43 protein-coding genes are annotated in these 24,907 nt (G+C 55.5%); 4 read left to right on the top strand and 39 right to left on the bottom strand.

Annotated elements, in window-relative coordinates; translation table 11 throughout:
• Positions 1–47 precede the first annotated feature (47 nt).
• Both JRI89_03795 and JRI89_03790 read right to left on the bottom strand, forming a co-directional pair.
• Complete coding sequence (locus JRI89_03795; protein MBW2070358.1) at positions 48–398, bottom strand: 4Fe-4S binding protein; 351 nt, start codon at positions 396–398, stop codon at positions 48–50.
• Positions 399–446: 48 nt separating this feature from the next.
• Positions 447–1,046 carry a 2-oxoacid:acceptor oxidoreductase family protein gene (locus JRI89_03790; GenBank protein ID MBW2070357.1) on the bottom strand — a complete coding sequence of 200 codons (600 nt, stop codon included), beginning with the start codon at positions 1,044–1,046 and terminating at the stop codon, positions 447–449.
• 281 nt (positions 1,047–1,327) lie between these two features.
• Between JRI89_03790 and JRI89_03785 the strand changes: the two genes are divergently transcribed.
• Positions 1,328–1,735, top strand: a complete 408-nt coding sequence (locus JRI89_03785) for a hypothetical protein (protein MBW2070356.1) — start codon at positions 1,328–1,330, stop codon at positions 1,733–1,735.
• 91 nt (positions 1,736–1,826) lie between these two features.
• Here the strand turns inward: JRI89_03785 and rpsU are convergent, their stop codons facing one another.
• From rpsU to JRI89_03770, 3 genes are all read right to left on the bottom strand, one after another.
• Positions 1,827–2,018, bottom strand: coding sequence for a 30S ribosomal protein S21 (gene rpsU / locus JRI89_03780; GenBank protein MBW2070355.1), 192 nt, complete (start codon positions 2,016–2,018; stop codon positions 1,827–1,829).
• Between the two features lie 787 nt (positions 2,019–2,805).
• Positions 2,806–3,774 carry an ROK family protein gene (locus JRI89_03775; protein ID MBW2070354.1) on the bottom strand — a complete coding sequence of 323 codons (969 nt, stop codon included), beginning with the start codon at positions 3,772–3,774 and terminating at the stop codon, positions 2,806–2,808.
• A 129-nt stretch (positions 3,775–3,903) separates the two neighbouring features.
• Positions 3,904–4,695, bottom strand: coding sequence for an enoyl-CoA hydratase/isomerase family protein (locus tag JRI89_03770; protein MBW2070353.1), 792 nt, complete (start codon positions 4,693–4,695; stop codon positions 3,904–3,906).
• Between the two features lie 246 nt (positions 4,696–4,941).
• Between JRI89_03770 and ltaE the strand changes: the two genes are divergently transcribed.
• From ltaE to JRI89_03755, 3 genes are read left to right on the top strand one after another with little or no spacing between them, the layout of a single operon-like run.
• Positions 4,942–5,970, top strand: coding sequence for a low-specificity L-threonine aldolase (gene ltaE / locus JRI89_03765; protein ID MBW2070352.1), 1,029 nt, complete (start codon positions 4,942–4,944; stop codon positions 5,968–5,970).
• A gap of 54 nt (positions 5,971–6,024) precedes the next feature.
• Positions 6,025–6,828, top strand: a complete 804-nt coding sequence (locus tag JRI89_03760; protein ID MBW2070351.1) for an SAM-dependent chlorinase/fluorinase — start codon at positions 6,025–6,027, stop codon at positions 6,826–6,828.
• Between the two features lie 12 nt (positions 6,829–6,840).
• Complete coding sequence (locus JRI89_03755) at positions 6,841–7,545, top strand: Crp/Fnr family transcriptional regulator (GenBank protein MBW2070350.1); 705 nt, start codon at positions 6,841–6,843, stop codon at positions 7,543–7,545.
• A 105-nt stretch (positions 7,546–7,650) separates the two neighbouring features.
• Here the strand turns inward: JRI89_03755 and JRI89_03750 are convergent, their stop codons facing one another.
• From JRI89_03750 to tuf, 34 genes are all read right to left on the bottom strand, one after another.
• Entirely contained in the window at positions 7,651–7,908 is a 258-nt protein-coding gene (locus JRI89_03750) for a translation elongation factor-like protein (protein ID MBW2070349.1), read from the bottom strand.
• Positions 7,901–8,077, bottom strand: a complete 177-nt coding sequence (locus JRI89_03745) for a hypothetical protein (protein ID MBW2070348.1) — start codon at positions 8,075–8,077, stop codon at positions 7,901–7,903. The genes JRI89_03750 and JRI89_03745 overlap by 8 nt, the downstream gene beginning before the upstream one ends.
• Before the next feature lie 175 nt (positions 8,078–8,252).
• Positions 8,253–8,876 carry a 50S ribosomal protein L17 gene (gene rplQ / locus JRI89_03740; protein ID MBW2070347.1) on the bottom strand — a complete coding sequence of 208 codons (624 nt, stop codon included), beginning with the start codon at positions 8,874–8,876 and terminating at the stop codon, positions 8,253–8,255.
• Entirely contained in the window at positions 8,877–9,884 is a 1,008-nt protein-coding gene (locus JRI89_03735; GenBank protein ID MBW2070346.1) for a DNA-directed RNA polymerase subunit alpha, read from the bottom strand.
• 92 nt (positions 9,885–9,976) lie between these two features.
• The gene (rpsD, locus tag JRI89_03730; GenBank protein MBW2070345.1) at positions 9,977–10,603 is read right to left on the bottom strand and encodes a 30S ribosomal protein S4; all 627 of its coding nucleotides are present in this window, start codon (positions 10,601–10,603) and stop codon (positions 9,977–9,979) included.
• A 14-nt stretch (positions 10,604–10,617) separates the two neighbouring features.
• Positions 10,618–11,013 (bottom strand): 30S ribosomal protein S11, encoded by a 396-nt coding sequence (rpsK, locus tag JRI89_03725; GenBank protein MBW2070344.1) that lies wholly within the window; start codon positions 11,011–11,013, stop codon positions 10,618–10,620.
• 18 nt (positions 11,014–11,031) lie between these two features.
• The gene (gene rpsM, locus JRI89_03720; protein MBW2070343.1) at positions 11,032–11,403 is read right to left on the bottom strand and encodes a 30S ribosomal protein S13; all 372 of its coding nucleotides are present in this window, start codon (positions 11,401–11,403) and stop codon (positions 11,032–11,034) included.
• 18 nt (positions 11,404–11,421) lie between these two features.
• Positions 11,422–11,535: a 50S ribosomal protein L36 gene (gene rpmJ / locus JRI89_03715; protein ID MBW2070342.1), complete on the bottom strand. Its 114-nt coding sequence runs from the start codon at positions 11,533–11,535 to the stop codon at positions 11,422–11,424.
• Between the two features lie 60 nt (positions 11,536–11,595).
• Positions 11,596–11,814, bottom strand: coding sequence for a translation initiation factor IF-1 (infA, locus tag JRI89_03710; protein ID MBW2070341.1), 219 nt, complete (start codon positions 11,812–11,814; stop codon positions 11,596–11,598).
• A 48-nt stretch (positions 11,815–11,862) separates the two neighbouring features.
• On the bottom strand, positions 11,863–12,612 hold the full coding sequence (gene map / locus JRI89_03705) for a type I methionyl aminopeptidase (GenBank protein MBW2070340.1): 750 nt from the start codon (positions 12,610–12,612) through the stop codon (positions 11,863–11,865).
• A gap of 16 nt (positions 12,613–12,628) precedes the next feature.
• Positions 12,629–13,270, bottom strand: a complete 642-nt coding sequence (locus tag JRI89_03700) for an adenylate kinase (protein MBW2070339.1) — start codon at positions 13,268–13,270, stop codon at positions 12,629–12,631.
• 85 nt (positions 13,271–13,355) lie between these two features.
• Positions 13,356–14,663: a preprotein translocase subunit SecY gene (gene secY / locus JRI89_03695; GenBank protein MBW2070338.1), complete on the bottom strand. Its 1,308-nt coding sequence runs from the start codon at positions 14,661–14,663 to the stop codon at positions 13,356–13,358.
• A 1-nt stretch (position 14,664) separates the two neighbouring features.
• Positions 14,665–15,105 carry a 50S ribosomal protein L15 gene (gene rplO / locus JRI89_03690; protein ID MBW2070337.1) on the bottom strand — a complete coding sequence of 147 codons (441 nt, stop codon included), beginning with the start codon at positions 15,103–15,105 and terminating at the stop codon, positions 14,665–14,667.
• A gap of 74 nt (positions 15,106–15,179) precedes the next feature.
• A complete protein-coding gene (gene rpmD / locus JRI89_03685) occupies positions 15,180–15,365 on the bottom strand; it encodes a 50S ribosomal protein L30 (GenBank protein ID MBW2070336.1) in 186 nt (61 codons plus the stop codon).
• Between the two features lie 95 nt (positions 15,366–15,460).
• Positions 15,461–15,961, bottom strand: coding sequence for a 30S ribosomal protein S5 (gene rpsE / locus JRI89_03680; protein ID MBW2070335.1), 501 nt, complete (start codon positions 15,959–15,961; stop codon positions 15,461–15,463).
• A 16-nt stretch (positions 15,962–15,977) separates the two neighbouring features.
• Positions 15,978–16,355 (bottom strand): 50S ribosomal protein L18, encoded by a 378-nt coding sequence (locus JRI89_03675; protein ID MBW2070334.1) that lies wholly within the window; start codon positions 16,353–16,355, stop codon positions 15,978–15,980.
• Positions 16,356–16,436: 81 nt separating this feature from the next.
• Positions 16,437–16,976: a 50S ribosomal protein L6 gene (rplF, locus tag JRI89_03670; protein ID MBW2070333.1), complete on the bottom strand. Its 540-nt coding sequence runs from the start codon at positions 16,974–16,976 to the stop codon at positions 16,437–16,439.
• A 33-nt stretch (positions 16,977–17,009) separates the two neighbouring features.
• Positions 17,010–17,408, bottom strand: a complete 399-nt coding sequence (gene rpsH / locus JRI89_03665) for a 30S ribosomal protein S8 (GenBank protein MBW2070332.1) — start codon at positions 17,406–17,408, stop codon at positions 17,010–17,012.
• Positions 17,409–17,422: 14 nt separating this feature from the next.
• Positions 17,423–17,608: a type Z 30S ribosomal protein S14 gene (locus JRI89_03660; protein ID MBW2070331.1), complete on the bottom strand. Its 186-nt coding sequence runs from the start codon at positions 17,606–17,608 to the stop codon at positions 17,423–17,425.
• Between the two features lie 133 nt (positions 17,609–17,741).
• Positions 17,742–18,281 (bottom strand): 50S ribosomal protein L5, encoded by a 540-nt coding sequence (gene rplE, locus JRI89_03655; GenBank protein ID MBW2070330.1) that lies wholly within the window; start codon positions 18,279–18,281, stop codon positions 17,742–17,744.
• Positions 18,282–18,421: 140 nt separating this feature from the next.
• Entirely contained in the window at positions 18,422–18,751 is a 330-nt protein-coding gene (locus JRI89_03650; protein ID MBW2070329.1) for a 50S ribosomal protein L24, read from the bottom strand.
• 26 nt (positions 18,752–18,777) lie between these two features.
• A complete protein-coding gene (rplN, locus tag JRI89_03645; protein MBW2070328.1) occupies positions 18,778–19,146 on the bottom strand; it encodes a 50S ribosomal protein L14 in 369 nt (122 codons plus the stop codon).
• A 91-nt stretch (positions 19,147–19,237) separates the two neighbouring features.
• Positions 19,238–19,498, bottom strand: a complete 261-nt coding sequence (gene rpsQ / locus JRI89_03640; protein ID MBW2070327.1) for a 30S ribosomal protein S17 — start codon at positions 19,496–19,498, stop codon at positions 19,238–19,240.
• Positions 19,495–19,695 carry a 50S ribosomal protein L29 gene (gene rpmC / locus JRI89_03635; protein MBW2070326.1) on the bottom strand — a complete coding sequence of 67 codons (201 nt, stop codon included), beginning with the start codon at positions 19,693–19,695 and terminating at the stop codon, positions 19,495–19,497. The genes rpsQ and rpmC overlap by 4 nt, the downstream gene beginning before the upstream one ends.
• Positions 19,692–20,108, bottom strand: coding sequence for a 50S ribosomal protein L16 (gene rplP, locus JRI89_03630; protein MBW2070325.1), 417 nt, complete (start codon positions 20,106–20,108; stop codon positions 19,692–19,694). Before rplP ends, rpmC begins: the two co-directional genes overlap by 4 nt.
• A gap of 25 nt (positions 20,109–20,133) precedes the next feature.
• A complete protein-coding gene (rpsC, locus tag JRI89_03625; protein ID MBW2070324.1) occupies positions 20,134–20,760 on the bottom strand; it encodes a 30S ribosomal protein S3 in 627 nt (208 codons plus the stop codon).
• A 125-nt stretch (positions 20,761–20,885) separates the two neighbouring features.
• Positions 20,886–21,221: a 50S ribosomal protein L22 gene (rplV, locus tag JRI89_03620; protein MBW2070323.1), complete on the bottom strand. Its 336-nt coding sequence runs from the start codon at positions 21,219–21,221 to the stop codon at positions 20,886–20,888.
• Positions 21,222–21,257: 36 nt separating this feature from the next.
• Positions 21,258–21,545 carry a 30S ribosomal protein S19 gene (gene rpsS / locus JRI89_03615; GenBank protein MBW2070322.1) on the bottom strand — a complete coding sequence of 96 codons (288 nt, stop codon included), beginning with the start codon at positions 21,543–21,545 and terminating at the stop codon, positions 21,258–21,260.
• Positions 21,546–21,569: 24 nt separating this feature from the next.
• Positions 21,570–22,394 carry a 50S ribosomal protein L2 gene (gene rplB / locus JRI89_03610; GenBank protein MBW2070321.1) on the bottom strand — a complete coding sequence of 275 codons (825 nt, stop codon included), beginning with the start codon at positions 22,392–22,394 and terminating at the stop codon, positions 21,570–21,572.
• Between the two features lie 102 nt (positions 22,395–22,496).
• Positions 22,497–22,787, bottom strand: coding sequence for a 50S ribosomal protein L23 (gene rplW / locus JRI89_03605; GenBank protein ID MBW2070320.1), 291 nt, complete (start codon positions 22,785–22,787; stop codon positions 22,497–22,499).
• Positions 22,788–22,858: 71 nt separating this feature from the next.
• Positions 22,859–23,482, bottom strand: coding sequence for a 50S ribosomal protein L4 (gene rplD, locus JRI89_03600; protein MBW2070319.1), 624 nt, complete (start codon positions 23,480–23,482; stop codon positions 22,859–22,861).
• Positions 23,483–23,544: 62 nt separating this feature from the next.
• Positions 23,545–24,192, bottom strand: coding sequence for a 50S ribosomal protein L3 (gene rplC, locus JRI89_03595; GenBank protein MBW2070318.1), 648 nt, complete (start codon positions 24,190–24,192; stop codon positions 23,545–23,547).
• Between the two features lie 81 nt (positions 24,193–24,273).
• A complete protein-coding gene (rpsJ, locus tag JRI89_03590; protein ID MBW2070317.1) occupies positions 24,274–24,582 on the bottom strand; it encodes a 30S ribosomal protein S10 in 309 nt (102 codons plus the stop codon).
• 66 nt (positions 24,583–24,648) lie between these two features.
• On the bottom strand, positions 24,649–24,907 hold a 259-nt coding region (tuf, locus tag JRI89_03585; GenBank protein ID MBW2070316.1), incomplete at its 5' end, for an elongation factor Tu.

Raw genomic sequence — 24,907 nt, 5'->3', positions numbered from 1 at the left:
GCCTTACCAGCAAATACGGCTGATGTCCACTTGCTTTGCAGGACGCCTCAATCGCCCTGTGCAGAGGCAGCATGACCCGGGCCATGCTCGCCGTCACATAGTACATCGAGAAACTGTTCCTCAGTTTCCATGTGAATGGCATCAGCAGGACACTCCTCTGCACAGATGCCGCACCCTTTGCAATAGACAAGATCGATTTCTACTGGCGCCTTTCTGTCGATGCAGGCCTCTGGACAGTAGAGCCAGCAGAGAAAGCAGCTCTGCTTTCCTGTCTTGGCCGAGATGCATTTGCTGTGGTCAACTACAGGACGTTCGAAGCGCCATTCCCCGGTCTTGCCAGCTTCGCCCCGCATCAAAGTGGCGCAGGCAACGGTAAAATGATCTCTTTTCTTTGCCATGGAGAAATTCCTCTCAGGCGCAGGAGCAGTGCCGAGCCCGCCTCCTGGTCACGGCTGCCACGAGCCGTCAATCTGAGTTTGTGCAAATGTCAAGCGGGCGCCCTCGATATTGAGCCTGGCTGCTCTGTCATTGAAGTTCTGTTTGATCGCCTCTGTCAGACTTTCCATGCTAACCAGGCCAGTCGCCCGGCAGAAGGCGCCGAGCATGGCAGTATTCACCAGCACTGTCCCCGCAACTGTCAGACCTATTTTTCTGGCCACGCCGCTGGCATCTGAGGTAGCCACCACTATGCCGCCCTGCTGACATACAGCCTCCGGCGGATGAGCGCTGTTGACAATGAGGAGCCCTTCCTTTTTCAGGCCAGCCAGTACGTTGGCCGTGCGAATCAAACGTTCGTCCAGGACCAGCACCACATCCGCCTCTTTCTCCTGAATAACTGTCCGCAAGCGCTCCCGGGCTATCCTGGTTGAAGCTGTGATTGGGGCGCCGCGGCGCTCGACTCCAAAAAAAGGCGCCGCTGCCACGCCCTGGTACCCGTCCAGGTAAGCAGCCTCAGCCAGAATCATGGCCGCTGTCACGCCTCCCTGTCCGCCGCGGCCATGCCAGGTAACCGTATATACTTTCTGTTTTCCCTGTGCTGTCGTCATAATCTACTCGTGCTTCTATTTGACAGGCCCCTGATGCAAATCCTCATGGCGCCTGGCAGTGGCCTGTCCCGGCTAACTCCCTGCAGAGGTTGGCATAATTTTCACTTGTGTATACATGGATTCTACGCTAGTCTTGCTGAATATCCCAGTTGATATAAAAACCCCATGTCATGCAAGCAGAGATTTGGGGCTGCACCAGAACCCCTGGTCCGTCCGGCAAGAGGTTCTCTTGCACGAGGCGCCCCTGGCAACCCTACAGCGAGACTAGGCGAGCGCCAAACATGGCTGATAGGCTTATTGAAACTATTGAGTTACCCAATGGTTTGACTCTGGAGTTGCACGACCAATCACGCCCCCTGGCTGGCGATCGCTGGCTGGTCTCACTCCAGGCGAGGATCGAGGTCCCTCTCCGGCAGGAATTCTTTGCCAGCCACCAAAATGGCGAACACGCCTATGAAGAAATGGCCTCCCTTTACGGCAGCCACCTGGTGTTCGTCCAGGAGAAGGTTCGTCATTTCGTGGACGCGCGAGATGTAGAGAAGGTTCTTGCCGGCCTCGTACAGCGGGTCAAGGGGAACATGCTCGCCTATCTTGGCAATGCCAAATTCCCCTCTCGCTATCTATTGAAAGAATATGCCGATCTCCAGAAGCGAAAATCCTGGAGCACCGACAAATCCGAAAACCAGTAGTCCCCGCTCGTCGGAGAATGTGTACACCCAGTGCTCAGGCGCAATTGCGCCCCCGCAATGTACACCAGCCCGCTCTTAGTCAATAGCAAAACTAAGCTGCTGACTGATAGCGCCTCTGTCTCCTTTGAATTCTCTTGATTGCCTTCTTGCGCTTTATGCGCCGGCGTTCGCTCTTGCTCAGGTAATAGGTATGCCGGCGGAGCGCAGGTTGCACATTCTTTTGAAAGTCCTTACGCAGCTTCTTTATCTTCTTCTCTAAAGACTCAGTCTCTGAACCTGCCATTCAACTGTTCACCTCTCTTTCAAAACAAAAAAACCCCTTTTTCTAGCGGGGCCTTGCTGCCTTTTTTGCTGAATATGCAGTTTCTCCTTCCGAACCCTTCCCCTACATGCAAGGTTAAGTCCAAAAAGTCGCCACTGGCGCCAAGGCCCTTTTAGATGCCCATATGTAACACATCGCCAACCAAGTTGCAACCCTTGGAATTCGAGACGCTTCATTCCTTGTGGGAAACCGTTATCAGTTGTCGGTTATCGGTTATCGGTTAATGGCAAAATGAAAGTGCACCCCTTTCACCAGCCGATTGCTGGCGGCTAACCTGAAGCTGAGCCAGCTGCCAGTATTACAATGGCGCCATGGCGCGATTGCTTGCCGGAATAGATTTCAACACAGGACAACGCAGGCTGAAGCCTGCGGCTACCGACCTGTTGCCTTGAACTGGTTCCCGAACCTGATAACTGATAACTGATAACGGCTGATGGCAAAATGAAAGTGCACCCCCTTCACCCTTCGTTCGTTAGTCTCAATCTTCAGGTTTCGCCTCTGCGGCCACTATAACAAATGGTGCCATGGCTCAACTGCTTTTCGGAATCGATATCAACACAGGGCAACGCAGGCTGAAGCCTGCGGCTACCATCTCGTTGCCTTGGACTGGTTCCTGAACCTGATAACCAATAACTGATAACTGATAACCAACATCCCCTCCATGACAGGCAACGCAGGCTGAAGCCTGCGGCTACCGACCTGTTGCCATAACCTGCCTGCTGAACCTGATAACTGATAACCGACAACCCTACAACCTGCAAGCCAGATAGGCAGCGCCAAGGATGCCGGCGTCATCTCCCAGTTGTCCCCTGATAACTCTTACCTCGTCAACAGGCACCAGGGTGAGCCGCTCCTGCAGCTCGGCTCGAAGAGGACCGATGAATGACTCCCAGGCGCTGGCCATGCCGCCGACGATTAGCGTGTTTCTAATTCCCAGAAGATGCACCACATTGGCAATGGCAATGGCCAGACTCTTGCCCGCCAGACCGAGTAAATCCCGGGCCAGTGCATCGTTTTTCATTGCCGCCTGGTAGATGGCTTCAGCGCTCAACCCGGCCGGCTTGTGGAGCTCCTGTGCCAGAGTGCTGCTCTCTCCCCGCCGCAGACGGTCTTCAGCCCTGCGGACCAACCATGAAGCTGAGGCCAGGGTTTCCAGGCACCCTCTATTGCCGCAGAGGCACCTGTCGCCCTCAGGAAGAATAGTCAGATGGCCGATCTCCCCTGCACTGCACTCTTCTCCCTGCCAGATGTTGCCGTCAATCATGAGGCAGCCGCCCACACCCGTGCCCAGGGCAATGCAAACAAACCTCGACAGCTGCCTGCCTGCCCCGAGCCAGTACTCACCACAGCCAATGCAGTTGACGTCATTTTCCACTACAACCGGCAAACCGAGCAGCTCCCGCAGCCGAGGCCCCAGAGGATATTCGTGCCAACCGGGGAGATTGGGAGAGGTCAGGACCACTCCCCTGCGAGAATCGATGACGCCGGCAGAGCCCATGCCCACTGCGGTAACCTGCCAGCCCCGCTCATGAGCTGTTTGCCGCAGGAGGTGCAGCTTGTCGGCGAGTTCGTCAACTATGGCCTCCGGACCTCTCTCTGCCAGAGTCTTCAGCCGGGCTCGCTCCAGGAGCAGTTCCTCCTGCGGATCCACCAGGCCGATCTTGATATTGGTGCCACCCAGATCAACACCAATGACCAGCTGTCGTACTCTGCTCATATGAAGCTTTCCTCCCTGATCGCCTGCCATCTGCAAAGTAGGAACGCTGCGGCACATGACGGCAGCAGTCTGGAATGGTTCCCACCGCAGGCGGCTTTCCCTGTGTGCAGTACCGCAGCTCCGCGCCAGCTATTTTTTCAGAGTGCCGCTGAACTTCGGCTTCCTCTTCTCCAGAAAGGCCTGCAGCCCTTCCCCGGCGTCTTCGCTGGCAAAGCAAAGAGCGAATGCTTCCATCTCCAGGGCGCAGGCAGTTTGCAGATCAGCATCCATGCCCCTGTCGATCACCTGCTTCACCGCCCTGGTGGCCACCCTGCCCTTGGCAGCCATGAGGCTGGCAGCCTTTCTGGTTTCCTCTCCGAGCTTCTCCAGGGGAAACACCCTGTTCACCAGGCCTATCTCTTTAGCTTCAGATGCGGTGATCATGGCGCCAGTCAGGCAGAGCTCCTTTGCCATGGCCCTGCCCACCAGTCTCAGCAGACGCTGCGTCCCACCAAAACCCGGAATGATGCCGAGATTGATCTCCGGCTGCCCGAATTTGGCGGTTTCCGCGGCGTAGATGAAATCACAGGCCATGGCAATCTCACAGCCTCCACCCAGGGCAAAGCCGTTTACCGAGGCGATCACCGGAATGGCCAGGTTCTCCAGCTCGAAAAGGATCTTCTGGCCCTGCGCGGCAAAATGCCTGGCAGCCACGGCATTCATGGATCGCAGCTCGTTGATGTCCGCCCCGGCAACAAAGGCGCGCTCGCCTGCTCCGGTGAGGACGAGCACCCTAATCTCTTCGCTGGCGGCAACCTGCTGCACAGCATGACCCAGCTCCTCGATAGTGCCGACGGTCAGGGCATTGAGCACAGCAGGCCGATTGAAGGTCAGAACAGCAATGCCATCTTCCACCTCGAACAGAATGTTCTCATAGGTCATCTTTCACCTCCATTGGCATTCAATTGTTGGGCATGCCTTTCCGGGGGCAAGTATTTTCCCTCAATTAGAGCAGCAGCAGCCCCCCGGAGCAGATCAAACCATAAGAGTGCAAATGGGCGGTTATGTCAAGAGCGAGCTTGTTCAATTGACTCACTGCAGCACCTGTGGTAACCCTAATGGGTGCAAATCAGCAGCAAAACCACTGTGCTCACATGATGCCAGCTGAGCCAATCGCAGAGAGAGACAATGATAGATCTTCGCAGTGATACCGTTACCAGACCGCAGCAGGCCATGCGGCAGGCCATGGCTGCCGCAGAGGTGGGAGATGACGTCTTTGGTGAGGACCCAACCGTGAATCTCCTGCAGGAAAGAATGGCGGCGCTTCTCGGCAAGGAAGCCGGCCTTTTCCTGCCCTCGGGCACCATGGCCAACCAGGTCGCCATAAAGAGCCACATTCAACCAGGCGACGAGGTGATCATCGACGACAATGCTCATATCTTCTTTTACGAGTGCGGCGCAACAGCGGTGATTTCCGGCGGTCAGTTTCGCTGTCTCCCCGGAAATAGAGGCATCCTCTCCGCTGAGTCGGTTGCCGCTGCCATCCGGCCGCCGGACATTCACCACCCGGTCTCTCGGCTGGTTTGTCTGGAAAATTCGCACAATCGAGGAGGCGGCAGCATCTATCCCAAGGAGGAGCTGCGGGCAATCTACCAGACAGCCAGGGAGCACGGCCTGGCAGTGCACCTGGACGGTGCTCGCCTCTTCAATGCTGCCCAGGCAAGCGGCATTGAGCCTGCTGCCCTGGCCAACTATGCTGACAGCGTCTGTGTGTCCCTTTCCAAGGGTCTCGGGGCGCCGGCAGGTTCGGTGCTCTGCGGCTCTGTCTCCTTCATTGACAGGGCCCGCAAGATTCGCAAAATGCTGGGCGGCGGCATGCGTCAGGTTGGCATTCTGGCGGCAGCCGGCCTCTATGCCCTGGACCATAATCTACAGCGCTTGAGCGAAGATCACCAGAAGGCTAAGCAGCTTGCCGCAGGTCTTTCCCGGCTGCCGGGCATTCAACTGGAGGAGGAGGCGGTAGTCACCAACATCGTCATGTTCGACGTAACAGAGACCGGTCTGAGCGCTGCCGACTTCGTGGAAAAAATCGCTGCACAGGGCGTGTTGATGATTCCCTTCGGACCAAGGACGGTGCGGGCTGTAACTCATCTCGACGTGAGCTCTGCAGACATAGAAGCCGCCCTGACTATTATGCAGCACCTCTTTTCGGCGTAACCGGCAACAGGGCGGCTGCTGGAGCACCGGCTTCTCCTGCAGCGAGTCGTCACCATGGCAAGAATCGTAACTCTGCTCACAGATTTTGGCACCCGAGACCACTACGTGGCCGCTGTAAAAGGGACCCTGCTGCGCATCAATCCGCAGATTCGTCTCGTAGACATCACCCACGAGATCGCCGCCCACAATATCGTCCAGGGCGGCTTTGTGCTGGCCTCGAGTTTTCACTGCTTTCCACCGCAGACCATACACCTGGCCGTAGTGGACCCCGGGGTGGGAGGAAAGCGGCGGGGCCTGGCAGCCGTCAGTGGGCAATTCTTCTTTGTCGGCCCCGACAACGGCATCTTCGATCTGGTCTTTGCCCTGGAGCCTCCCCGCCGGGTGGTGGCCCTGGAAAATTCCAGTTACTGGCTGCCTCGGGTTAGCGCCACCTTCCACGCCCGTGACATCTTCGCACCTGTTGCCGGCCACCTCTCTCTCGGCTTGCCGTTGGCCAGGCTGGGAAGCGAGTTCCCTTATCGAGGCACGAGTCCGCTTGCCATGCTCTCTAGAGAACAGCAGGAGGTCAAGGGCCAGGTTCTCCACATCGATCGCTTTGGCAATCTCATCTCCAACATTCTCTGTCCGGCAGATTTTCCTGCCGAAGAACTCGTCCACTGGGAGGTGCGGGTGGCTGACCGCCCTGTGCTCACAGGCCCCCTCACCTATGAGCAGGCCCCCCTGGCGGAACCCTTTGCCTTGAAAGGAAGCTGCGGCTATCTCGAGGTGGCGGTGCGCAACGGCGAGGCGGCTCGACTTCTGGGCCAGGGAATTGGCGCCGCCATAGTGGTGCGCCGCAAGAAAACGGTTCGCTATTAGCTGGAAATAATTATGAAACGAGAGCAACTTGTCCAGGAATTGCGCAGCGCCGAGCTGTTTCGGGATCTCTCCCCTGAACACCTGCAGGCCCTGGCAGGCATAGCCAGGCTAAGACAACTGGCCCCTGGTGAAATGCTGTTTGCCGCAGGAGAACCAGCTCGAGGATTCTTTGTCCTGTTGCAGGGGAAAATCAAGCTTTCAAAAATATCGGCCGACGGCAAGGAATACGTGCTGCGAATGGTGAGGCCTGGACAGACCTTTGCGGAGGCAGCTGCCTTTTCTGGAGGCACCTACCCGGTGTACGCCGAGTCTATTGCTGCCGGCCGCCTGGTATTTTTTGGCAAGGAGGAGTTCGGCAGCCTGGTGGAGCGCACGCCCCAGCTGGCCCTCAACATGATTGCCACCATGGCTGAACTGTTGCAGAGACTGAACATCAGCATAGAGGACCTGTCGCTCCGGGAAGTGGCAGCGAGGCTGTGCCGGCATCTTCTCGCCCGGGCGCGCCAGCAGCACGGCCAGGTGACAGACGGCATCTCAGTAGCCCTGGAAACCAGCAAATCTACTCTCGCTTCCCGTCTGGGCACAGTAAGTGAGACGCTCTCCCGGACCTTTCGCCGGCTGCAGCAGCAGCAACTGTTGAAGGTGGGGCGCAATCAGGTGCAGCTGCTCGATTGCGAGCGATTGCAGAGAGTTGCCGACGGAGAGCTCAAGCTCTGAGGTCAGCCGCCGCCGTGGACCAGAAAAGCAGCGCAAGTCTTTCTCCGGGAACAGCAGAGGCGACCGCCCACCTTTGTTGCCCACGCGGCGCGGCCGGGGCAGTACTCAGTCAATCACCTTGTAGACAATATCGTTCTCTCGCACCCTCTCTTTTACCTGGACGCCAACCAGCTGCCCTGGCGCTGCTTTGTCGATAGCCTTATTCTCTTCCTGCATGCTTGCCACTTGCTGGCTGAAGTCTGTGGTATGACCTTTGAAGTGCAGCATGTCGCCAACCTTGATCCCCTCACCCTTGACCTCTATGGCCGCCACACTCGGCTTGGCGAAAAACTTCTTGACAATCCCGACTTCCACCTCAGCCATGATTCTCCCCCTTTTTTTCGCCGGCCCGGATTTCTCTTGCCAGGCCCCGGTTTTGAGAGTTGTTTGCCGCCATAGCGGCCGTTGCCGCGCCATGATTCGCCTGCGTGCGCACATCTGGCTCCCCCAGCAGCGGCAGGCTCTGGCCAGCATCCCCTACTGGTGGACTCAATTAGCCTGAGCCTCCTCATCATGAAAAAAGATACACCTGTTTCGTCAATATGCAAGCATTTTCCTTTTGTCAGGCCGCTGCCTGGCAAGCAGCGCAGGACCGCGCCCCCAAAAAAAAAGAGCAATCCCCGCTGAGAGATTGCCCCACCCTGACATGGCTTGCCTGTCAGGGTCTGTTATTTCTTGTCTTCTTCCTGTTCGACCTCTGCAGAGGCTTCTTCCTCTTTCTTTGACTCGTCAGGGGATTTACCTTCCGGTTCAGCTGCTGCTTCTTCAGCCGCCTTTTCTTCCTCTGCCGGCTGCGATTCACTTTCTGCCGCGGCCTGCACCTCCTCGGCCTCTGCAGGCGCCTCCTGTTCAGCTGGCGCCTCAGCCGGGGCCGCCTGCACAGCAGCTTTTTCTTTTTTCACCTTGCGCTTCTTTTTCTTCCTCTTCTTGGGAGTTTCACCACTGACCAGTTCAACCAGACTGAGTGGCGCACCGTCTCCCGGGCGAAACCCTACTTTTACAATGCGGGTATAGCCGCCTGCTCTCGCCTGATATCGCCGCGCCAGATCGTCAAAAAGCTTGTGAACAATCTTCTTGTCTCTCACCACCTGTAGGGCCTGCCGCCTGGCATGCAGATCGCCGCGTTTGCCCAGGGTGATCATCCAGTCAGCCCATCTGCGAATCTCTTTCGCCTTGGCCGTAGTGGTATAAATTCGCTCATGTTCCAGCAGCGAAGTGACCATGTTGCGAAACATAGCCAGCCGATGACTGGAGGTGCGATTGAGCTTTCTGCCGCTCTTCCGGTGTCTCATCTACTCCTGTTCCTTTCTCTCTTCGATCTCCTCCCGCGATGGGAAGTTCTCTATTTTCATCCCCAGAGAGAGACCCATTTCTGTGAGAATCTCCTTGATCTCATTCAGGGACTTGCGACCGAAGTTCTTGGTCTTCAGCATCTCCGCTTCCGTTTTCTGGACAAGCTCTCCAATGTAGCGGATGTTGGCATTCTTGAGACAGTTGGCGGAACGCACTGAAAGTTCGAGCTCCTCTACAGTCCGGAACAGGTTGTCGTTCAGAGGTTGTTCCTCTTCTACCTCTTCTTCCACCTGAGGCTCGAGCTCTTCATCGAAGTTGATAAAGATGGTCAATTGTTCTTTGAGAATCTTGGCTGCGTAGGCAATGGCATCCTCTGGCAGCACGCTGCCGTCTGTCCACACCTCCATGGTGAGCTTGTCGTAGTCGGTTATCTGGCCGACTCGTGCCTGGGTAACCACATAGTTCACTTTGCGGATAGGAGAGAAAATTGCGTCCATGGGGATCACCCCGATGGGAGCGTCTTCTTCCGTGTTGCGTTCAGCTGGCACATAGCCTTTGCCCATCTTCACCTGCATTTCCATGCGCAACTTGCCGTCCTTGGACAAAGTGGCAATGTGCTGCTCGGGATTGAGAATCTCCACCTCCGGGGGGCAGCTAAAATCACCCGCAGTGAGAACGCCGTCTCCTGTTTTTTCCACCGTGATTGTCCGCGGTTCTTCGCCATGGAGTTTGAGCCTTACTTCTTTCAGATTGAGGATGATGTCAGTGACGTCCTCGCGGACCCCGGTGATAGAGGAAAACTCGTGCAGTACAGAATCGATTTTCACCGAGGTGATGGCAGCCCCCTGCAAGGAGGACAGCAGCACTCTGCGCAAGGCATTGCCCAGGGTAATTCCGAAACCGCGCTCCAGGGGTTCGCAAGAAAATTTTCCATAAGACCGTGACGCGGTTTTCTCGTCCAGCTCCAGCCGCTTGGGCCTGATCAATTCACGCCAATTTCTTTCCATGGCGCCTCCTCTCATATAAACCTCTGTCCTGATGACTCACATGCTGGCTGCGGGCAGTTATTCCTCCTGAGAAGTGCATCAGGCTCAGAGATTTATTTGGAATAGAGCTCCACGATGAGCTGTTCTTGGATGGGCATTGTCAACTCTTCCCTGGACGGGAAGGATTTCACCGTGCCTTTAAAGGTATCTTTGTCAAGCTCAAGCCACTGGGGCACCCCGCGACGAGCAACCGCCTCCATTGCTTCCACAATGGGCACCATGGCCCGACTCTTCTCCTTTACCTCGACAATGTCGCCTACCTTCACCAGATATGAGGGGATATTGACCCGTCTGCCATTCACCAGCATATGGTTGTGACGAACCAGCTGTCTTGCCTGGGATCTGGAATTGGCGAAACCAAGGCGGTACACCACGTTGTCGAGACGGCGCTCGAGAAGTATGAGAAGATTAGTTCCGGTTACCCCCTTCTGACGTTCTGCCTTGTGAAAGTAATTTCGAAACTGTCGCTCGAGCATGCCGTACATTCGTTTTACTTTCTGTTTCTCGCGCAACTGTAAACCATAGTCCGAAAACTTGCTCCGGCCCTGGCCATGTTGACCGGGCGGGTAGCTGCGGCGCTCAAAGGCACACTTATCCGAGTAGCAGCGATCTCCTTTGAGAAATAGCTTCAAGTTCTCCCGACGGCAGAGTCGGCATACGGATTCTGTATAACGAGCCAAGTCAACCTCCTTAATTACACTCGTCTTCTTTTAGGCGGCCGGCAACCGTTGTGTGGTATTGGAGTAACGTCACGAATAAGGCTCACATGGAAGCCTGCCGCCTGCAAAGCCCTCAGGGCGGCTTCTCGACCGGCACCAGGGCCTTTGACATATACCTCGATATTCTGCACTCCGTGTTCCTGCGCCTTTTTTGCTGCGTCTTCTGCAGCCAATTGAGCAGCAAAGGGCGTGCTCTTGCGAGAGCCCTTGAACCCCTGACTGCCGGCGCTGGACCAGGCAATGACGTTGCCGCTCGTATCGGTTATGGTGATAATGGTGTTATTGAACGTAGATTGGATATGGGCGATCCCGTTTAAAATGTTCTTGCGTTCTTTCTTCTTCCGGGAAACCTTGCCCCTCGCTCTAGCCATTTCTCCTCCTACAATCGTTTACTTCTTGCGTTTGCCGATCACAGACCTGCGCGGCCCTTTTCTCGTCCTGGCATTGGTGTGGGTGCGCTGACCGCGTACTGGCAACCCCCTTCTGTGTCTGAGACCGCGATAGCAACCGAGGTCCATGAGTCTTTTGATGTTCATGGAGACTTCAGTGCGCAAGTCGCCTTCCACCTTGCAGTCACTGTCTATGATCCGCCGAATACGGGAAATCTCGTCCTCGGTAAGATGATCTGACTTGGTATTGGGGTCAATCTCTGCCTTCTGCAGAATCTTCTGCGACGTGGACCGGCCTATCCCATAGATATATGTGAGAGCTATCTCAATTCTTTTGTTTTTGGGTAAGTCAATACCAGAAATACGTGCCAATGCTTCACCCTCCGTAGGTTATCCTTGACGTTGTTTGTGCCGGGGATTCTCACAGATTACCCGTACAGTACCATGTCGCCTGATAATCTTGCACTTCCGGCAAATTCGCTTAACCGATGCTCTTACTTTCATCGCACAATTTTCCTCTCCTGGCAGTTTTGCCACCAAGCATCATCTCGGCAGAGACAACACTCACTTCGACCGGTAAGTAATCCGACCTCTTGTCAGATCATATGGCGACAGTTCCACAGTCACCTTATCACCCGGAAGAATCTTGATAAAGTGCATGCGCATCTTCCCGGAGATGTGGGCGAGAATTCGATGGCCGTTCTCCAGTTCAACTCTGAACATGGCGTTCGGCAACGGCTCCACCACCGTACCCTCGACTTCTATGGCTTCCTCTTTCGGCATTGATTCCTCCCAATTTTATCCTGCTCGGCGCAGCACAGCAGGCTGCTGTCATCTTCTGGAAAGTATCTCCGGACCATTGTCTGTTATTGCTATGGAATGCTCATAATGAGCCGACAGACGCCGGTCCTTGGTCACCGCAGTCCAGCCGTCTTCCAGGATCTCTACGCCGCTGTCACCCTGGTTGATCATGGGCTCAATGGCCAGCACCATGCCAGCCTTGAGCCTGACCCCCAGGCCGGGCGAACCGTAATTCGGGATTTGCGGACTCTCGTGAAGGCTGCGGCCGATGCCGTGTCCCACGAATTCCCGAACCACGGAGAAGCCTCTTTCTTCAACATAACTCTGAATTGCGTGCGATATATCCGAAAGCCTGTTTCCTACAACGGCCTGGGCAATTCCCTTGTAAAGAGACTGCTCCGTTGTCCTCAAGAGACGTTCAGCCTCCTTGTCTACCTGGCCCACAGCAACTGTTATTGCTGCATCACCGTAGTAGCCTCGGTAGATCACCCCGAAATCCAGACTGATTATGTCGCCCTCTCGCAGCAGCCGCTCTCGAGAAGGCATGCCGTGCACCACCTCTTCATTTATCGATGTGCACAGAGCATATGGGAACCCTCTGTATCCCTTGAAGGCTGGCCGCACACGGTATTTACGGGCCAGAGTTTCACTGTACTCGTTGAGCTCCCATGTACTGACGCCCGGCTTCACTCTATTTGCAAGCTCAGCAAGGATCTCCGCCACAATACGGTTGGCATCCCGCATGATAGCGATCTCTTGCGGAGACTTTAGAAGAATCAATGCTTCCCTTTACCGCTCAAGAAAGAACCGAAACTATGCGTTGAAAAATCTCCCTGATCTCACCAACCCCATCAATTGGCCGAAGCTTTCCCTGCTTCTTGTAGTACTCTATGAGGGGAGAAGTCTGAGAATCGTACACCTTGAGCCTGGAAGACACTGTCTCCTCGTTGTCGTCATCTCTCTGGTAGAGTTCTCCCCCACACTTATCGCAGACCCCTTCCTTCTGAGGCGGATCAAAGACCAGATGGTAGCCGGCGCCACATTCCCGACAGGTGCGCCTGCCGGTAAGCCGTTTGATCAACTCTTCGGTGCCCACCTCGATGGAGACCACATGATCAATCTGCGAAGCAAGTTTTTTCAACATCTCGTCAAGAGCTTCTGCCTGGGGAACAGTGCGCGGAAAGCCATCCAGCATGTAGCCGTTCTGACAATCTGGCTCCTGGATTCGTTCTTCTACGATGCCTATGACCACCGAGTCGGGTACCAGCTCGCCCCTGTCCATATAACTCTTGGCCTCTTTTCCCAGAGGAGTACCCTCTTTCACAGCTGCCCGCAAGATATCTCCTGTGGATATCTGTGGAATATGATACTTCTCTACCAGCATTTTGGCCTGCGTACCCTTACCCGCTCCTGGTGGTCCCAACAAGATGATGTTCATATTTCCCTCCCTCTCTCCAAACACATGCTCAGTCTGCACTACGCAGCACATCTGGACAACCGCCAACAATCATTGTCACCGACACCTAGCGTCTTCCTTTCACCCGAGCCTTCTTGATGAACCCTTCGTAATGGCGCGTCAGCATGTGAGACTCGATCTGTCCCACTGTGTCAATGGCCACGCCTACCACTATCAACAGGGCCGTGCCGCCAAAGTAGAAGGGCACATTGAACTTGCGAATCAAAATAGTGGGAAGTACACACACGGCTGAAACGTATATTGCCCCTCCCAGAGTTATCCTGGAGAGCACGCGGTCAATGTAGTCCGCTGTACGCTTGCCAGGGCGGATTCCTGGAATGTAGCCGCCGTATTTCTTCATATTGTCCGCTACATCAACGGGATTGAACACGATGGCCGTGTAAAAGTAACAAAAGAAAATAATGAAGCCCACGTAGACCAGATTATAGACAATATCCCCGGGAGAAAGTGCATCAGCAATAGATTTCATCCAGGGAATCTGTACAAAATTGGCAATGGTAGCAGGAAACATGATGATGGAGGAAGCAAAAATGGGCGGTATCACGCCGGCCGTGTTCACCTTGAGAGGCAGATGAGTAGCCTGGCCTCCATACATCTTGCGGCCCACAACCCGCTTGGCATACTGCACTGGGATGCGTCGCTGCCCCTGCTCCACAAAGATGATGGCCGCCACCACCGCTATCATCATAACGGCCAGAATGAGCAGCATGAAGGTGGACAGCTCACCAGTGGTCAACAGACGCATGGTATTGATAATAGCAGAGGGCATGCGGGCCACGATACCTGCGAAAATGATCAGAGAGATGCCGTTGCCGATACCCCGCTCCGTGATCTGCTCACCCAACCACATGATAAAGGCGGTGCCTGCGGTGAGAGTAATAACCGTCATGAGGCGGAATCCCCAGCCCGGGGCAAGCACCACCATTTCACCGCCCGGACCGCTCATGCCCTCGAGGCCGAAGGCAATGCCAAAACCCTGAATGAAGCTGAGAAGCACGGTGCCATACCGGGTGTACTGGGTTATCTTCTTTCTGCCAGCCTCCCCCTCCTTGTTGAGTCGGTCGAGATAGGGAATGACCACCGTAAGCAGCTGCAGGATGATGGAGGCACTAATATAGGGCATGATACCCAGGGCAAAGACCGACAGATTGCGCAGAGCGCCCCCGGCAAACATGTCAAAGAGCCCGAGCAGGGTTCCCTGGGCCTGATTGAAGAAGGCGGCCAGCGCATCTGCATTGATACCTGGTGTGGGAACATGCACGCCAACCCGATACACTGCAAGCAAGGCGAAGGTCATCAGGATTCGCCGCTTGAGTTCAGGAATCTTTCCGATTGTTTGAAACCCGTTCAGCAATTTAGATCACCTCGATTTTGCCGCCTGCGGCCTCGATTTTCCTCCGCGCTGACTCGCTGCACTTGTTTACCCTGAGCACAAGAGGTGTACTGATCTCGCCATTGCCGAGCAGCTTCACCCCATGCCAGCGGCCTTTTACCAAGCCAACCTGCCGGAGCACACTTTCATCCACTATTGTGTCGCTTGCAAACTTTTGCAAGTCTCTGATATTGACCTCCGCATATCGTTTCTTGAAAATATTGGTGAAGCCTCTCTTCGGCAGACGCCGCTGCAAGGGCATCTGGCCGCCCTCGAATCCAGGGGGCGTACCACCCCCCGAGCGCGACCGCTGGCCCTTGGTGCCCCGCCCCGCAGTCTTGCCAAGCCCCGAGCCTGGTCCCCGACCAACACGCCTGGCTGGCCTCCTTGCACCTTGCGGTGGTCTCAACTCATGCAGTTTCATTCTTCAGTCTCTCCAGTCACTCTTCTTATCTATCCTTATCACCGGCATTTTGCCAGATACAGAGTCTCCCCGGGCTATGACACAGGCTTCACCTTGACTAGGTGCTGCACCTTGCGCACTGCCCCCATTATCTGGGGCGTGTCATAGAGGGTCACGGTCTTGTGCATCCGGGTCAAGCCGAGACTCTTGAGAACTCTTCTATGCTTCCGTGGTCTCCCCACCATGCTGCGGATCAGGGTAACTTCAATGGCTCGTGTCATGTCCACGCCTCTCGAGAAAAAAAAAGTTCCTTGTCTTTCCAGGTCCTGGGAGGCTCACTGTTCCATTTGCGGACAAAGGGCCTCTCTTTCCGCCCTCATGCCCAGATTTCTTCCACTGTCTTGTTCCGCCGCCGGGCGATGGTGGCAGGGCTCTTGAGTGAAGCCAGACCAGCCATGGTGGCCTTCACCACATTGTGCGGATTGTTGGAGCCAATGCACTTGGTCAGAATATTCTGCACCCCTGCCGCTTCCATAATGGCCCGCACCGCACCGCCGGCAATAACACCGGTACCCTCTGAGGCTGGTTTTAGCAGCACACTGGCAGCGCCGAAACGGCCGATTACCTCATACGGTATGGTATTGTTAACCAGGGGGATCTCGATCATGCTCTTCTTGGCCAGTTCCACACCCTTGCGGATGGCCTCCGGCACCTCGTTCGCCTTCCCCAGGCCGGCGCCCACTGATCCCTGGCCATCGCCAACAACCACAATGGCGCTGAAGCTGAATCTCCGTCCACCCTTCACCACTTTGGCCACGCGGCTGATGTGAACCACCTTATCGATTAACTGCAACTCCTTTGCGTCCAATTCATACAAGGGACCATCTCCTCTGCTAGAATTTCAGCCCAGCTTCTCTGGCAGCCATGGCAAGGGCCCGTACCCGGCCGTGGTAGAGAAAGCCATTGCGATCGAACACCACTTTCTCTATTCCCCTGGCCTGAGCCCTGGCTGCTATCAATTGTCCCACGCGTTTGGCATATTCGATCTTGCCCTTTGCCTTTTCCTGTTCCCGGATTTCCGGAGTTCGAGTGGAGGCTGCTATCAGCGTCACCCCGTTGACATCGTCGACGAGCTGCGCATAGATGTGTCTGCTGCTGCGAAAAACGCTCAACCTGGGACGCTCCGGGGTCCCGTAAATTTTCTGACGAATTCGTCTCTTGCGTTTGAGTCTGGCCGCCAGCCTCGGATTCTGTCTCGATTTCATCTCAATTCCCTCTTCACGCTCAACCTTGCGGCTGTTGCCATCTGAAGCAATCCAGCAGCAGCGGGCTCAATGATCCTTTCCTCGAGCCTATTTTGCTCCTGCCTTGCCCACCTTGCGCCGAATTGTTTCCTCAGCGTACTTTATGCCTTTTCCCTTATAAGGTTCAGCGCGACGGAAGGCGCGAATCTGGGCCGCTGTCTGTCCCAGAAGCTCCTTGTCGATACCTGTCAGGGTGATGCGGTTCTGCTTGTCCACCGCAGCATTTATGCCTTTCGGCAGTTTGAACTCAATAGGATGAGAGTATCCCAGGCTCAGATTCAGGGTATTGCCTCTCACATCGGCTCGATAGCCCACACCATTGATTTCGAGAACCCTGGAGTAACCCTGGCTCACCCCCACAACCATGTTGTTGATCAGGGTGCGAGTCAGCCCCCGGATAGCCTGCGACTGTCTGCTGTCGTCAGCTGCGTTCACCTGGATGGTGCCATCCACCACACCCACCTCCACGCTGGGGTGGAGCGTTCTCTTCAGGGTGCCCTTGGCCCCCTTTACCTCTATCTGGGAGCCCTGAATCTTGACTTCCACACCCTTGGGAAGCTCGATGGGTTTTTTGCCAACACGCGACATGGAATGGTTTCCTCCCTTTTGCCAGTCAACATTTTACCAGATCTTGCACAGCAGTTCGCCGCCCAGCTTCTGTTTGCGAGCCTCTCGATCCGTGATGATCCCCCTGGACGTCGACAGGATCGCTGTACCCAACCCATTGAGAACATAAGGAATCTTATCATGACGCACATAGACCCTGCAACTGGGCTTGCTCACCCGTTGCAACCCTTCGATCACAGGCTCATTATGCTCGTCGTATTTGAGATACAATCGCAAGATCCCCTGTCTCTTGTCTTTGATCAGCTTGAAATTTTTGATATAGCCTTCTTCTTTAAGTACTCTGGCTATGTTCAACTTCATCTTCGATGATGGCATATCTACTTTGTCGAACCTCGCCATACAAGCATTCCGGATGCGGGTGAGAAAATCCGCAATGGAATCCGTCATCACCATAGACGTGCTCCTTTCTACCAGCTCGACTTTATTACGCCCGGCAGTTCCCCGTTGAGCGCCATAGTCCTGAAACAGATCCGGCAGATGCCGAATTTTCGCAGAAAGGCCCTGGGACGCCCGCATAGCGGACAACGGTTGTATGCCCGGACCTTGAATTTCGGTGTTCTTGCTGCCTTGGCAATAAGAGCTTTTCTAGCCAAAGTTACCTCCTTGACACTCAGGCGGGCAGCCATTGAGCTATTCTGCTGCCCTGTTTACTCGCCGCCGACCGCCAGCGCTGCCATCAGAGGCAGCTCGCTCGGGCTAGCAAGAGCCTGCCCTTGCTCTGCAGTTCTAGTTCCGGAAAGGCATGCCCATCATTTTCAACAGGGCCTTGCCTTCTTCATCAGTTCTAGCGCTCGTCACCACGGTGATGTTCAGGCCCTTTATCTTGTCAATCTTGTCGTAGTCGATTTCTGGGAAGATGATGTGCTCCTTGATTCCCAGCGTATAGTTGCCGCGACCGTCAAAGGACCTGTCAGAGACGCCGCGAAAATCGCGCACCCGGGGCAGGGCCACATTGACCAGCTTGTCGAAAAAGTCGTACATCTTCTCCCGCCTCAGGGTGACCCGGCAGCCGATTGGCATTCCTGCCCGCAGTTTGAAGGAAGCAATGGACTTGCGGGCTCTGGTGACCACCGGCCGCTGGCCAGCAATGAGAGCCATTTCCTCCACCGCTGCATCCAACACTTTTATATTGTGAATAGCCTCACCCAGACCCATGTTGAGGACAATCTTTTCCAGGCGCGGCACCTGCATGGGGCTCTTGTACTGGAATTCCTTCATCAGGGCCGGCTTCAGATCTTGTTCGTACATTTCTCTCAATCTCGACATCTATCTATCCCCGACAGCAATCTATACATATTTTCAGGCGAGGCAGCCGCCGTTCACATCCACAGGAGGTGTGTCGTCTTCTCTTGCAGGCCGACTCGCGCCCCTGCCGAGGCCCTCCTGGTGTGGGACTTCTGCCTGCTTCAATCCAGAATCTCGCCGCACTTCTTGCAGTAGCGAACCCTCTTGCCGTCTTCCAGGACCTTGCGCCCTACTCTGGTGGGATCCGTGCATTTGCTGCACACCACCATGAGATTGCTGATATGCAGGGGGTTTTCCTTCTCGACAATTCCCCCCTGGCGGCTGTAGGCCCCAGGGCGCAGGTGGCGCTTGATGAAATTCACCTTTTCCACCACTGCCCTGTCTTTCTTGGGAAATACTTTCAAGACCTTGCCGGTTTTTCCCTTCTCCTTGCCGGCAATGACCATGACCGTATCGTCTCTCTTTATATGGTATTTCTTGCGCACTGCCATAGGATCTCTACCCTCTCAGGCCGCTGCTAGAGCACCTCGGGTGCCAGCGAGATGATTTTCATAAAACGTTTGGCTCGCAACTCCCGGGCCACCGGTCCAAAGATGCGGGTACCGATGGGTTCGCGCTGCTGGTTCACCAGGACCGCCGAGTTGTCATCGAAACGAATGTAGGAACCGTCCGGCCTGGGGATCTCCTTCTTGGTCCTTACCACCACTGCCTTCAGCACGTCGCCCTTTTTCACCTTGGCATTGGGAATAGCTTCCTTGACGGAGACCACAATGATATCTCCTACCGTGGCATACCGTTTGCGCGAGCCACCCAGCACCTTGATACAGTAAAGTTTCTTGGCCCCTGAATTGTCGGCAGCCAGGAGTTTGGTTTCTGCCTGAATCATCTCTCACTCCGTCAGTTCGCTCTCTACATTACAACCCTGCACCGGCCAATGGCACCTTCTTCCCAGAAACAGCCTCGAGACGAGCTCCCTGTCAAGTAACAGCCTTCTCTATAATCTTGCTGACCCGCCAGCGCTTGGTTTTGCTGAGGGGCCTGGTTTCGCGGATCAACACCCGATCACCTATCTGGCACGCATTCTGTTCATCGTGTGCCATGAACTGCGATCGTCTACGCACATATTTCTTGTACATGGGGTGTTTCACTAATCTGTCGACCCGGACAACCACGGTCTTGTCCATCTTGTCACTGACCACGATACCGGTCTGGCTCTTTCCTAGACCTCGCCTTTTCATTCTCCGGCCCTCTTCCGTTTCTCTGCCAACACGGTTTTTACACGAGCGATTTCTCTGCGAGTCTTGCCAAGCTGGGCCGTATTGTCCAGTTGGCCGGTAGCATGTTGAAATCTCAGGTTGAAAAGTGCTTCCACCAGTTCGCTCTCTTTGACTTCCAACTCCTCACGGCTCAATTCTCTGAGTTCGCTGGCTTTCATGCACTCCCTCCACGACTCACAAATCTTGTTTTGAAGCCCAGTTTGTGCCCGGCCAGCCTGAAAGCCTCCCGGGCCACCGGCTCTGGGACACCCTCCATTTCGTACAACATCTTGCCGGGACGAACCACTGCAACCCAGCCCTCGGGCGCACCCTTGCCTTTGCCCATTCTGGTCTCAGTGGGCTTCTTGGTGACAGGCTTGTCCGGGAACACCCGAATCCAGATCTTGCCGCCCCGCTTGATGTGGCGGGTCATGGCGATTCGAGCAGCCTCTATTTGCCGCGCAGTCATCCAGGCGCATTCAGTGGCCTGCAGTCCATAGTCTCCGAATTCCAGCGTGGAGCCGCGGTAGGCCTTGCCTTTCATTCTGCCCTTCTGTTGCTTGCGGTATTTTACCTTTTTGGGCGCTAACATATCTCAGCACTCCCTGTGATATTGTTCAGGTAAGAACCTCTCCCTTGAAGATCCACACCTTTACGCCAATAACTCCGTAGGTGGTCTTGGCTACTGCCGTACCGTAGTCAATGTCGGCTCGAAGCGTGTGCAGGGGCACCCGCCCCTCCCGGTACCACTCACGTCTGGCCATTTCTGCGCCTCCAAGGCGCCCGGCGCAGGCCACCCGTACTCCCTTGGCCCCGAACTTCAGGGCCGAACTCACCGCCTTTTTCATGGCCCGGCGAAAGGCCACCCGACGAGTCAGCTGCAAAGCTATGTTTTCTGCCACCAGCACCGCATCCATCTCGGGCTTGCGGACCTCCTGAATATCTATGAGAATTTCTCTCTTGAACTTCTGCTCCAGCACCTTTTTCAGGGCCTCGATCTCCGCCCCCTTCTTGCCTATGACAATGCCGGGGCGAGCCGTAAAGATCTTTATCTTTGCCCTGTCAGCTGCCCGCTCTATTTCAATACGCGAGACTCCGGCATGGTAGAGTTTTTCTTTTATGAACTCCCGGATCTTTTTGTCTTCGTAGACAAGCTGTGAATAGCCCTTCTTGGCAAACCATCTGGAATCCCAAGAGCGAATAATGCCCAGCCGCAGTCCCACGGGATGTACCTTTTGACCCAATCTCAACCTCCAGTCTAGCTTTGCACCCAGTCTTTCCATGGCCCCTGGCTCACGGCAGCGCCGCCGGCCTCCTGGGGCCCCTCTGCCTACTCATATAAAGCTGCCTGGCGAGCAGCGCCCATGGTTCACCAGCTCTCGTCCAGGATGACTGTTATGTGGCTCGAGCGTTTGAGGATTCTCGTCGCCCGTCCCATAGCCCTTGCCCGCCACCTTTTCATTCGAGGTCCTTCGTCCACAAAAATGCGCTTTATGTAAAGCGTATCCACATCAATGCCGGGATACTGCTCTGCATTGGCCAGGGCAGAATAGAGCACCTTGCTCACCAGTCTGGCCCCCTTTTTGGGGGTGAACTTCAGCTGGGTGAGCGCCTCTTCCACAGGCTTTCCCTTGACCAGTTCAGTGACCAACCTGGCCTTGCGTGGTGAAATCCTCACATAACGAGCAACTGCCTTTATCTCCATAATCCCAATCCCAGTGGTAGACCTTCTGGCCGCTGCTTATCTCTGACCCCGCAAGCGGCTCTTCTTGGCGCCCGCATGACCGTAGAAGGTTCTCGTCGGCGCGAATTCCCCCAGTTTGTGTCCCACCATGTTTTCCGTAATAAACACTGGAATAAACTTCCTGCCATTGTGCACCGCCAGAGTGAGCCCCACAAACTCTGGAAGAATTGTGGAGCGGCGAGACCAGGTCTTGATCATGCGGCGGTCCTGAGTCTCTTGAGCTCGCAGTGCCTTTCTCAATAGTGACTCATCGACAAATGGACCCTTTTTTAGTGATCGCGGCATGTATTCCTCCTCACGCCTGTCAAACTAGCGGTTGCGTCTTTTTACGATCAGCTTGTCGCTCGGTTTGGGCCTGCGGGTGCGGTAGCCCTTGGTGGGCATGCCCCACGGGGTCACCGGATGTCGCCCTCCGGAACTCTTCCCTTCGCCGCCGCCGTGGGGGTGATCCACCGGGTTCATGGCTACTCCCCGCACCCTTGGTCGGCGGCCAAACCAGCGAGTTCTTCCTGCCTTGCCATAACTGATGTTTTCGTGTTCTATGTTGCCTATCTGGCCAATGGTGGCCTTGCATTTGAGCAGGATCTTGCGCACCTCCCCAGAGGGAAGACGGACCTGCGCATAGCGTCCCTCTTTGGCCATCAGCTGAGCGCCGCCCCCCGCACTTCTGACAAGTTGGCCGCCTTTGCCCACCTTCATCTCCAGGTTGTGGATGATGGTGCCCAGCGGGATTTTTTCCAGAGGCAGGGTGTTGCCGGGCTTGATATCCGCGCTGTCACTGGCTATCACTGTGTCACCCACCTGGATGCCCAGGGGAGCAAGGATGTAACGCTTCTCCCCATCCGCATAGTGCAGCAGCGCTATCCTGGCGCTGCGATTCGGATCGTATTCAATGGAGGCCACTTTGGCGGGGATGTCGTTCTTGTCGCGCTTGAAGTCAATGACGCGGTAGCGCCTCTTGTGGCCCCCGCCCCGGTGTCTGACAGTGACTCGTCCATAGCTGTTGCGCCCTCCAGATTTCTTCAGCGGTCTCAGCAGGCTCTTCTCCGGAGTACGCCGGGTAATTTCCTCGAAGGTGGAATAGCTCTGAAACCTTCTGCCAGCAGAAGTTGGTTTCACCGCTCTTATCGCCATGTTGTTTCTCTCCTGGTCTTTGCTGCGTGAAGTTCACGGCAGCCACCAACAATGTGCTTGTAAGGCAGCTCCCTGAAAATCAGTTTCGGGAGCAGCTGCGCTCTAGACTCCCTCGAAAAATTCTATCTTCTGTCCGGGCTTCAGGGTAACCACTGCCTTCTTCCAGTGTCGCCGCCGCCCCTCGAAGCGACCCAGCCGCTTCTTCTTGCCCTCATAATTGCTGGTGCATACCCTGTGGACCTTCACTTTGAAGATCTCTTCTACCGCCCTCTTGATCTCTACCTTGTTCGCCCTTCGATCAACTTCGAAGGTGAGCTGGTTGTGCAGCTCCTTCTGAATAGTACTCTTTTCTGTAATGAGCGGTCGTCGTAGAACCTGATGTGGATTCTCCATGGTGTTCTCCACCTTCGCCAACGTTGTGCTACCCTGTTGTTAGCCGCCCGGGCATCGGAGCTGCGCTCGAGCTAACTCAACAGGGCAGATTCAATTTTCGCCACCGCGTCCTGCATGAGGATCAACTGCTCGTGTCTGAGAATGTCGTAGACATTGAGCCCCTCAGTGCGCAGCACGTTGACATACGGCACGTTGCGCGCTGAGAGTTCGAGCTTCTCGTCAGAGTCGGCAACTACGATCAGGGCATTGTCAGTCTCAAAAGCCTGCAAGACTTCGAGAAAGTCCCTGGTCTTGATGCGCTCCAGGGCAAAAGAGTCGAGTATGACCATCTGCTCGTTCTGGCATTTGTCGCTCAGGGCCATCTTCAACCCTTCTCTGCGTATCTTCTTGTTGACCTTTGGCGTGTAATCCCTGGGCTTCGGCCCGAATGCCACGCCGCCGCCGCGCCACAGAGGCGACTGCCTGGTGCCAGCGCGGGCCCGACCCGTTCCCTTTTGCCGCCAGGGCTTTCTGCGGCTGCCCCGAACTTCAGAGCGGCTCTTGGTGGAGGCGCTGCCGGCCCGCCTCTTTGCCAGCTGCATAGTCACAATCTGGTGCAGGATGTGAGGCTTGACCTGCACGGCAAAAATCTCGTCCTTCAGTTGTATCTCGCCGATCTGCTCTTTTTTGTTATTGAAAACAGCCAGTGTTGGCATTGCCAGTGTCACCTCTTCACATGTTCAGTCTCGACAGGCCCGGTGCGAGCCGCTGTTCATTTTCACTTCGTTGTCCGAGCTGGCATTCTGTTGCCTCGTCTGATCATCACAATCCCATTGCGCCCGCCAGGAACCGCACCCTTCAAGAGAATCAGATTCTGTTCAGGACGAATATCCACGATCTGCAGGTTCTTCACCGTTACCCGGCGATTGCCCATCTGGCCCGGCATCTTCCGTCCCCTGACCACCCTGGAAGGCGTGGCGCTGCAGCCGATGGAGCCTGGCGGCCTCTTGTTCTTGCTGCCGTGGCTCATTGGTCCCCGACTGAAATTCCAGCGTTTGATAGTGCCGGCGAAGCCCTTGCCCTTGCTGGTGGCTGTTACCGCCACCATCTCGCCAGGGCGAAATATGTCAGCCCGTATCTCCTGGCCCACCTCGTAGTCGTCAACAGCAGCCACTCTCACTTCCCGCAGCACTGCAAAGGGTCCCTTGCCGCACTTGTTGAAATGACCCAACAGCGGCTTGGTGGTCCTCTGCGGCTTCTTTTCTCCAAAGCCGAGCTGCAGGGCATTGTAGCCCTCCTTGTCAGTGGACTTTATCTGGGTAATGACGCACGGTCCCGCCTGGATTACTGTTACCGGCGTCACTTCACCACTGGAGGAAAACTGCCGGGACATGCCCAGTTTCTTGCCGATCAACGCATTGATCATGGTCTCGCACCCATCCTGCCCGTGTTGCCCGGAACAGCCGCACAGGCGGCTGGCCGCACCGAATCGCCAGGCAGACCTCTACTAGAGCTTAATCTCTACATCCACACCCGCTGAAAGATCGAGTTTCATCAGCGCGTCCACAGTTTGCTGTGTCGGCTCCACAATGTCCAGAAGCCGTTTGTGTGTCCTGATCTCGAACTGTTCTCTGGACTTCTTGTCCACATGGGGAGAGCGCAGCACACAATATTTGTTGATCTTGGTGGGCAGAGGTATGGGACCCGCCACCTTGGCACCCGTCCTCCTGGCAGTCTCGACAATCTCGTTGGCCGACTGATCCAGCAATTTGTGGTCGTAAGCCTTGAGTCGTATACGTATCTTCTGATTCGTCATGCTCTCTCCACCTCACGCCTGACAAAAACTGAGAGAAACAGAGGCAACATCAGGGAGTTGGCCCGGTTATTCGATGACCTCGCTGATGACTCCCGCACCCACCGTGCGACCTCCCTCCCGAATGGCAAAGCGCAGCTCCTTCTCCATAGCTATAGGAGTGATCAACTCCACCCGCATGGCCACATTGTCACCAGGCATGACCATCTCCACTCCCTCGGGCAGCGTCACCACCCCGGTCACATCCGTAGTGCGAAAATAAAACTGCGGCCGATATCCATTGAAAAACGGCGTGTGCCGACCTCCCTCCTCCTTCTTCAATACATAC

The organism is Deltaproteobacteria bacterium (genome assembly GCA_019309045.1).
Lineage (GTDB): Bacteria > Desulfobacterota > Syntrophobacteria > BM002 > BM002 > JAFDGZ01.
This window is presented reverse-complemented; position numbering and strand designations above follow the sequence as displayed.

Coding starts and splice junctions, on each gene's coding strand:
- rplV (MBW2070323.1), bottom strand. CDS start 21,221: ATGGAGATAAAGGCAGTTGCTCGTTATGTGAGGATTTCACCACGCAAG.
- infA (MBW2070341.1), bottom strand. CDS start 11,814: ATGCCGAAAGAGGAAGCCATAGAAGTCGAGGGTACGGTGGTGGAGCCG.
- rplW (MBW2070320.1), bottom strand. CDS start 22,787: ATGGAGAATCCACATCAGGTTCTACGACGACCGCTCATTACAGAAAAG.
- rplO (MBW2070337.1), bottom strand. CDS start 15,105: ATGAAACTGCATGAGTTGAGACCACCGCAAGGTGCAAGGAGGCCAGCC.
- rplN (MBW2070328.1), bottom strand. CDS start 19,146: ATGATTCAGGCAGAAACCAAACTCCTGGCTGCCGACAATTCAGGGGCC.
- rpsK (MBW2070344.1), bottom strand. CDS start 11,013: ATGGCTAGAGCGAGGGGCAAGGTTTCCCGGAAGAAGAAAGAACGCAAG.
- rpmJ (MBW2070342.1), bottom strand. CDS start 11,535: ATGAAAGTAAGAGCATCGGTTAAGCGAATTTGCCGGAAGTGCAAGATT.
- JRI89_03790 (MBW2070357.1), bottom strand. CDS start 1,046: ATGACGACAGCACAGGGAAAACAGAAAGTATATACGGTTACCTGGCAT.
- rplQ (MBW2070347.1), bottom strand. CDS start 8,876: ATGAGACACCGGAAGAGCGGCAGAAAGCTCAATCGCACCTCCAGTCAT.
- rpmD (MBW2070336.1), bottom strand. CDS start 15,365: ATGACACGAGCCATTGAAGTTACCCTGATCCGCAGCATGGTGGGGAGA.
- rplF (MBW2070333.1), bottom strand. CDS start 16,976: ATGTCGCGTGTTGGCAAAAAACCCATCGAGCTTCCCAAGGGTGTGGAA.
- ltaE (MBW2070352.1), top strand. CDS start 4,942: ATGATAGATCTTCGCAGTGATACCGTTACCAGACCGCAGCAGGCCATG.
- rpsJ (MBW2070317.1), bottom strand. CDS start 24,582: ATGACGAATCAGAAGATACGTATACGACTCAAGGCTTACGACCACAAA.
- rpsU (MBW2070355.1), bottom strand. CDS start 2,018: ATGGCAGGTTCAGAGACTGAGTCTTTAGAGAAGAAGATAAAGAAGCTG.
- rplP (MBW2070325.1), bottom strand. CDS start 20,108: ATGTTAGCGCCCAAAAAGGTAAAATACCGCAAGCAACAGAAGGGCAGA.
- JRI89_03750 (MBW2070349.1), bottom strand. CDS start 7,908: ATGGCTGAGGTGGAAGTCGGGATTGTCAAGAAGTTTTTCGCCAAGCCG.
- JRI89_03795 (MBW2070358.1), bottom strand. CDS start 398: ATGGCAAAGAAAAGAGATCATTTTACCGTTGCCTGCGCCACTTTGATG.
- rpsQ (MBW2070327.1), bottom strand. CDS start 19,498: ATGAAAAGGCGAGGTCTAGGAAAGAGCCAGACCGGTATCGTGGTCAGT.
- rpsS (MBW2070322.1), bottom strand. CDS start 21,545: ATGCCGCGATCACTAAAAAAGGGTCCATTTGTCGATGAGTCACTATTG.
- rplC (MBW2070318.1), bottom strand. CDS start 24,192: ATGATCAATGCGTTGATCGGCAAGAAACTGGGCATGTCCCGGCAGTTT.
- JRI89_03755 (MBW2070350.1), top strand. CDS start 6,841: ATGAAACGAGAGCAACTTGTCCAGGAATTGCGCAGCGCCGAGCTGTTT.
- JRI89_03785 (MBW2070356.1), top strand. CDS start 1,328: ATGGCTGATAGGCTTATTGAAACTATTGAGTTACCCAATGGTTTGACT.
- JRI89_03700 (MBW2070339.1), bottom strand. CDS start 13,270: ATGAACATCATCTTGTTGGGACCACCAGGAGCGGGTAAGGGTACGCAG.
- rplB (MBW2070321.1), bottom strand. CDS start 22,394: ATGGCGATAAGAGCGGTGAAACCAACTTCTGCTGGCAGAAGGTTTCAG.
- rplD (MBW2070319.1), bottom strand. CDS start 23,482: ATGCCAACACTGGCTGTTTTCAATAACAAAAAAGAGCAGATCGGCGAG.
- rplE (MBW2070330.1), bottom strand. CDS start 18,281: ATGTCGAGATTGAGAGAAATGTACGAACAAGATCTGAAGCCGGCCCTG.
- JRI89_03650 (MBW2070329.1), bottom strand. CDS start 18,751: ATGGCAGTGCGCAAGAAATACCATATAAAGAGAGACGATACGGTCATG.
- JRI89_03775 (MBW2070354.1), bottom strand. CDS start 3,774: ATGAGCAGAGTACGACAGCTGGTCATTGGTGTTGATCTGGGTGGCACC.
- JRI89_03735 (MBW2070346.1), bottom strand. CDS start 9,884: ATGGAAAGAAATTGGCGTGAATTGATCAGGCCCAAGCGGCTGGAGCTG.
- rpmC (MBW2070326.1), bottom strand. CDS start 19,695: ATGAAAGCCAGCGAACTCAGAGAATTGAGCCGTGAGGAGTTGGAAGTC.
- JRI89_03760 (MBW2070351.1), top strand. CDS start 6,025: ATGGCAAGAATCGTAACTCTGCTCACAGATTTTGGCACCCGAGACCAC.
- rpsH (MBW2070332.1), bottom strand. CDS start 17,408: ATGGTGATGACGGATTCCATTGCGGATTTTCTCACCCGCATCCGGAAT.
- JRI89_03770 (MBW2070353.1), bottom strand. CDS start 4,695: ATGACCTATGAGAACATTCTGTTCGAGGTGGAAGATGGCATTGCTGTT.